Raw genomic sequence first — 6,827 nt, forward strand, 5'->3', positions numbered from 1 at the left:
AGGTTGAAGCACAAGATTCCATCTGCCTGATAAATATGCGACTTGAGGAAAAGAAGTGGGAGCTAGCGAATAGCTGTTTGATTCTGGTGAAAAAATTGATGGAGCTGCATAAGGCATTAAAGGCGGTTCAAGCATAATTGTTAGGAAGCGAATCATGGCCGAAGAGAATATTGAAAATACATCTTCCGAAGGGGATTTTTTTACAGTGGAGGGAAAGCTCACGGAATTCCATATGGCTGCAACAAATGTGAATTTACTTGATGAAATCGAAAGCAGCTTTGTGGAAAAAAATCTGGCTGGTGGCGTTGCAGCCGTGATCAACGGCATGCCAGGAGCCTTGACAAATGCCGCCATGCTGAGTTTTTACGATGGCGAAGATATGTACAATTTTGCCGGAATGGTCAATGGAAAAGTAGTGTGTGGCGTTTTTAGAGACGCTGACAAGATCAAGGATGGCGATATCGTCAAATTGGTGGTGACACAGAAAGAGGATGTGCTGTACGTACACAGTTTGCTGCGCATCGACGATAGCTTTTTTATGATGCCATTGAATGCTTATTGCGGAGAGCGTGCTTTTTTCTGGAGTTGCATGAAATTTGCAAGGAACATGACATTAGCTGTTTGGATAATTCTTTCACTTATGCTTCTTTTATCTATCGATGTATCGTTAGAAAAAAAAGAGCATTTAATTACGATGTTTGGCATCATATTTCTGATGCCGCTAATTTTTTGTTTTCCTTTTGAGTATTGGAGCTTTAGAACCATGCGTGACTATGCGGTCTATGCGACAGAAATTTTCGCTGCCCATGGTTTTCCAAGGCCAAATGACTTTGATATACGCGAAGGTGCTACTTTATTCAAGGATCACAGCTATGGTTTTATTGGGTATAGTTGTGAATTGGCATTGAAGAAGCATAGGTCGAAATACAAAATTCAGTCTGCTTGATAATTTCCATAATAAATTTCCCATTCAGAAAATATCTGGCTTGGCAGTGATCGTCCAGGCTGCTGCAGGCGCGCCAGGTGCTGTTCCAGCGTACAGGCAGCGACAAGTGACGGAGATCTTGTCGCAGGCTTCAGCATGATCTTGGGTGCTCAAGACGATATCTTTGATTACTAGTGGTAATTGGATAGATGAAAAGTAGTTACCAAAGAGGTAAAGTTCTCAAGAAATAAATAAAGTTGCCCGGTAGAAATAATTAATTTATAATTTCCTTACGTAAATAATTATTTAAGGCAACATATGCACCTGCGCTTGACGCCATGGTGCGGTGTATTTTTGTTTAGCAGCACCCTGTGTGCCGCCGTGTCCGCGCAGACCCGTCCCGAAATCGCGCCGCCCCTTCCCACCACGCCTGGCAGCAGCCAGCGCGACGATGCCAGCCAAGAATTGATACGCCAGCAAGAGCGCGAGCGCGTCCTGCGCCAGCAGCAGGAACGCAATCCCGACGTGCGCCTGCTCGAGGCGCCTGCCGCGGTGTCCGCAAACCGCTTGCCGACGGGCGAATCGCCGTGTTTTACGATTGACCATCTTGTGTTGCGGGGCGAGGATGCGGCGCAGTTCAAGTGGGCATTGAACGCCACCAACCGCGACGACCTGGGCGCGCTGGATTCTCCGCTGGGCCGTTGCCTGGGCACGCAGGCCATCAATGTACTGATGGGCCGCATGCAGAACGCCATCATCGCGCGCGGCTACGTCACCACGCGCGTGCTGGCCGAGCCGCAGGACTTGAGCAAGGGTAGTTTGGCCTTGAGCGTGATACCGGGGCGTATCCGCCAGATCGGTTTTGCGCCCGGCACGAATCCCCGGGCCACTTGGTGGAATGCCGTGCCGGCGCGGCCCGGCGACTTGCTCAACGTGCGCGATACGGAGCAGGCGCTGGAGAACTTCAAGCGCGTGCCGACGGCCGAGGCCGATATCCAGATCATGCCGGCCGAGGGCGGCAACGCCAAGCCGGGCGAGAGCGACCTGCAGATCCAGTGGAAGCAGGGCTTGCCGTTTCGGCTGGCGCTGGGCCTCGATGATGGCGGTTCGCGCTCGACAGGCAAGCTGCAGGGCAGCGTGACCCTGTCGTACGACCACTGGTTGACCCTGAACGACCTGTTTTACCTGAGCCTGAACCAGAACGTCGACGGCGACCGCAACGGCCCGCGCGGCACGGGCGGCATGGTGGCCCACTATTCGATTCCCTACGCCTACTGGCTGTTGGCCTTCACGGCCAGCGACAGCCATTACCACCAGTCCGTGGCCGGCATCAATCAAGACTACAACTACAGCGGCGCCAGCCAGAACAAGGAAGTGAAACTCTCGCGCCTGGTGTACCGCGACGCGTCGCGCAAGACGACGGTGTCCCTGCGCGGCTGGCAACGCGCCGCGCAGAATTTCATCGACGACACGGAAGTGGAAGTGCAGCGCCGCCGCATGGCGGGCTGGGAACTGGGTATCGGTCATCGCGAATTCATGGGACAGGCCACCTTGGACTTGAACCTGCAATACCGGCGCGGCACGGGCGCGATGCATGCGATGGCGGCGCCCGAGGAAGCATTTGGCGAGGGCACGTCGCGTTTCAAACTCGTCCTGGCCGACGCGGCCCTGTCGGCGCCGTTCAAGCTGGCTGGCCAGCCGCTGCGCTACGCGGGCAGCTGGCGCATGCAGCACAACCGCACGCCGCTGGTGCCGCAAGACCGCTTTGCCATCGGCGGGCGCTACACGGTACGTGGCTACGACGGCGAAAGCAGCTTGTCCGCCGAGCGCGGCTGGCTGCTGCGCAATGAGCTCGGCGTGCCGCTGGGCAGCAGCGGCCAGGAAGCGTATGCCGGGCTGGACCACGGCGAAGTGTCGGGGCCATCCGCCGAATGGCTGATTGCGCGGCGCCTGACGGGCGGCTTCGTCGGTTTGCGCGGCCAGTGGCTGGGCGTGCAGTACGACGCCTTTGTCGGCTGGCCCGTGCGCAAACCCGAGCTGTTCCGTACGGCCAGCCATACGGCCGGCTTCAGCCTGAACGCCAGTTACTAAGACGCCGCCATCGATCAGTTGTCATCTCCCTTTATCGCATCATTTAATTGTCATTAGGACATTTCATGAACAAGAACCTGTACCGCATCATCTTCAATAAACGCCGTGGCCAACTGATGGTCGTCGCCGAAAATGCCTCGTCGCAAGGCAAGGCGGCCAAGGGCGAAGGCGGCCTGGATAGCGGCGTATTTGAGGGTGATGGCGGTGGCGGGCTAAGTTTAAGTGTGAATGGCCGCTTGCGGCCGCTGGCCTTGGCGATATTTGGCGCGCTGGGCATGGTGGCCTTTGTAGCCGGTCCGGCCATGGGGCAGATCGTGGCCGACCCGAACGCGCCGGGCCGCCAGCGTCCGACGGTGGTGCAAAGCGCCAATGGCGTGACCCAGGTGAATATCCAGACGCCGAGCGCGGCGGGTGTCTCGCGCAATACCTACAGCCAGTTCGACGTGACGGCGAATGGCGCCATCCTCAACAACAGCCGCGGCAATGTGCAGACGCAGACGGGCGGCTGGGTGCAGGGCAACCCGTGGCTGGCGGGCGGCAGCGCGCGCGTCATCCTCAACGAGGTCAACTCGGCAAATCCGAGCCAGTTGCGCGGCTATGTGGAAGTGGCGGGCCAGCGCGCCGAAGTCGTCATCGCCAATCCGGCTGGCGTGGCCATCGATGGCGGCGGTTTTATCAATGCCAGCCGGGTCGTGCTGACGACGGGTACGCCGATGCTCAACGATGGCAGCCTGGACGGCTACATGGTGCAGCGCGGCGTGGTCACGATCAATGGTCGCGGCCTCGATACGTCGCTGAGCGACTATACGGCCATCCTGGCGCGCGCCGCGCAAATCAATGGCGGTATCTGGGCGCAGGAACTGAAAGTGGTGACAGGAACGAATCAGATCGATGCGGCGCATGGCTTGGCGGGCGCAGCGTCTGGCGTAGGTCCTGCACCAGCCTACGCGCTGGACGTGGCGCAGCTGGGCGGCATGTATGCGGGCAAGATTACCTTGATCGGCACGGAAGCGGGCCTGGGCGTACGCAACGCGGGCGTGCTGGCGGCGACGGCGGGCAACCTGGTGCTGCAATCGAACGGCTGGCTGAGCAACAGCGGCAACATCCAGTCCGCCGGCAGCGGCAGCCAGACCAGCATCGCCGTCACGGGCGACGTGGCCAACAGCGGTACCGTGTATGCGGGCGGCGACAGCCAGGTGCAGGCGCAGGGCAATATTGCGAACAGCGGCGTGATCGGCGCGCAGAACAATGTCGGCGTGCAAGCCACGGGCGCCGGATCGCGCATCGATGCGGGTGCTGGCTCCGTGCTGGCGGCCGGCTTGAATCTGGACAATACATTGACCGTCAGCGGCAAGCTGAGTGTTTCTGCTGGCGACACCATTGCCGCCCACGGTACGGTGGTGGCTGGCGGCGACAGCAGCTTGGCTGCCCGCCAACTGGACCTTGCTGGCGCGCAGGTTTCTGGCGCGAACGTCAGCCTGGGCGCCAGCGCCGGCGACCTCGACGCCAGCCGCGCGCAGGTCAGCGCGCGCGAACGCCTGCAGCTGGACGCGGCACGCACCGTGCGCAGCGATGCAGCGCAGCTGACGGGCCAGCAGTTGGGGCTGAATGCGCACGACTTGTCGAACGTGGGCGGCCAGATCACGCAACTCGGTTCGAGCGACTTGAGTATCCAATTGCCCGGCAGCCTGGACAACACGCGCGGCGTCATCGCCACGAATAGCCAGGCCTTGCGCCTGCAGGCCGCCAGCCTGAGCAACCAGGATGGACAGATCCAGCATGCGGGCACGGGTGCGCTGGAGATCGGCGCGGGACAAATCAACTTGCAGCGCGGCAGCATCATCAGCAACGGCGCGATGGCGCTGACGGGAGAACAGGTCGACCACCGCGACGCGCGCACGGTGGCGGGGCAGCTCAGTATCAATGCCGGCACCCTGGACAACCGGGGGGGCAGCCTGGCGCAGAGCGGCCAGGGGGCGACCGGCGTGCAGGTGCGCGGCGGGCTGGACAATCGCGGTGGTGCTCTGGAGAGCAACGGCACGATGACGGTACAGGCGGCCGGCGTGCAAAACCAGAAAGGCCGTATCGTCGCCAGCAGCGACCTGGCAGTGTCGACAGGCGTGCTGGACAACACGGAAGCGACCCTGGCCGCTGGCGGCAAGCTGCGCCTCGATAGTGGCGACGTCGACAATACGCGCGGCCAGATCCAGGCGCTGGCGGGCGATGCGGCCTTGACGGTCGCAAAGTTGAACAATACGGCCGGCAGCGTGTTTGCTGGTGGCAATCTTGTCACCGAGGCTGGCGAGGTACTGAACAGCGGCAACCTGTATGCGGCCGGCAGCCAGGCGCTGCAGGTGAACGGCGCCGTCAGCAACAGCGGCGTGATCGCTGCGCAGGGCGACAACCGCATCGACGCCAGCCGCATCGACAGCGTGGCCGGCAGCTTGCTGGGCGCCGGTATCCGCGCCGACGGCAGCCTGACTGGCAGCGGCCAGTTGCAACTGACAGCTGGGCAAGCGATCAGTGCGCATGGCCAGAACCTGGCCGCCGGCAAGACCAGCCTGCACGCTGCCGCCATTGACCTGAGCGGCAGCCAGACGGGCGGCGCGGCCATCGATTTGCACGCCGGCGCTGGCAATGTCGTCACCGATAACGCGCTGGTGACGACCACCGGCTTGCTGTCCGTAGCGGCAGCTGGCAGCGGACAGGCCCTGTCGAACGTGCGCGGCACCTTGAGCGCGGGCCAGTTGGATATCCAAACGGGATCGCTCGACAACCGCAGCGGCACCCTGATTCAGACGGGCAACGGCGACACTACTCTGCAAGGCAGCACCCTAGACAACACGGGCGGACGCATCGCCGTCAACAGCGCCAAGCTGGCGCTGCATGCCGACACGGTGCTTAACCGCGACGGCAGCATCGAACATGCGGGCACGGGCCGCCTGAGTATTGAGGCGGCGCGCTTCGATGACGAACGCGGCAAGGTGACGGGCAATGGTTTAGTTGATATCCAGGCGGAAACGATCGATCACCGCCATGCCATCACCTCCGGGCAGACCGTAACAGTGCAGGCCGGCCAGCTGGACAATAGCGACGGCACCCTGCAGCAGACGGGACCGGGACAGATGCGCGTGGACGTGGCGCAGACCCTGGACAATACGCGTGGCAACATCGCCAGCAATGGCGGCCTGCAAGTGCAGGCCGGCGTGCTGGACAACAGCAAGGGCCGCATTACATCCGCTGCCTCGGCGGATATTGCCAGCAAGGGGGCGCTGAACAATACCGATGGCGTGATGGCAGCGACTGCCGACTTGCATGTCGGTGGTGTGCATGTCGACAACACGCGCGGCGTATTGCAGGCGGAGAATGCACGCCTGGATGCGGCAACTTTGCTGAACCAGCAGGGCACGGTCAGCGCCGGCATGGACCTGACGGCGAAAGTGAGCGGCGATCTGAACAACGCGGGCCTGCTGTACGCGGGCCGCAACCAGCAATTGACGGTGGGCGGCTTGCTCAACAACACAGGTTCCATCGCGTCCGTCAACAACACCAATATATCCGCTGGCAAGATCACCAGCAGCGGTCTGCTGGGCGCCGGCGTGAAAGCCGACGGCAGCCTGGGGACGGCTGGCGACTTGACTATTAACGCGGATGGCGTGCTGCAGGCCAGTGGCCAGAATCTGGCAGCAGGTACGGCCACGCTGACGGGCGCCAACGTGGACCTGTCTGGCAGCCAGACGGGGGCGGCGAATATCGCCATCACGGCGCGCAGCGGCGATGTGCTGACGAACAAAGCCGTCATCTCGGCCAG

Annotated in this window: 3 protein-coding genes; all 3 read left to right on the forward strand. The window is 61.2% G+C overall.

Annotated elements, in window-relative coordinates:
• Positions 1–154 precede the first annotated feature (154 nt).
• Positions 155–946, forward strand: a complete 792-nt coding sequence (locus KO538_RS12270) for a hypothetical protein (RefSeq protein ID WP_219328450.1) — start codon at positions 155–157, stop codon at positions 944–946.
• Between the two features lie 297 nt (positions 947–1,243).
• Positions 1,244–3,016, forward strand: a complete 1,773-nt coding sequence (locus tag KO538_RS12275) for a ShlB/FhaC/HecB family hemolysin secretion/activation protein (protein WP_219328451.1) — start codon at positions 1,244–1,246, stop codon at positions 3,014–3,016.
• A 65-nt stretch (positions 3,017–3,081) separates the two neighbouring features.
• Positions 3,082–6,827 (forward strand): filamentous hemagglutinin N-terminal domain-containing protein (locus tag KO538_RS12280; protein WP_219328452.1); only part of this gene is annotated, 3,746 nt, incomplete at its 3' end.

Source organism: Janthinobacterium sp. NKUCC08_JDC, assembly GCF_019345575.1.
Taxonomy (GTDB): domain Bacteria; phylum Pseudomonadota; class Gammaproteobacteria; order Burkholderiales; family Burkholderiaceae_D; genus Janthinobacterium; species Janthinobacterium aestuarii.

Bases quoted from the DNA above. Each gene is read 5' to 3' on its own strand.
- KO538_RS12275 (WP_219328451.1), top strand. From the start codon at position 1,244: ATGCACCTGCGCTTGACGCCATGGTGCGGTGTATTTTTGTTTAGCAGC.
- KO538_RS12270 (WP_219328450.1), top strand. From the start codon at position 155: ATGGCCGAAGAGAATATTGAAAATACATCTTCCGAAGGGGATTTTTTT.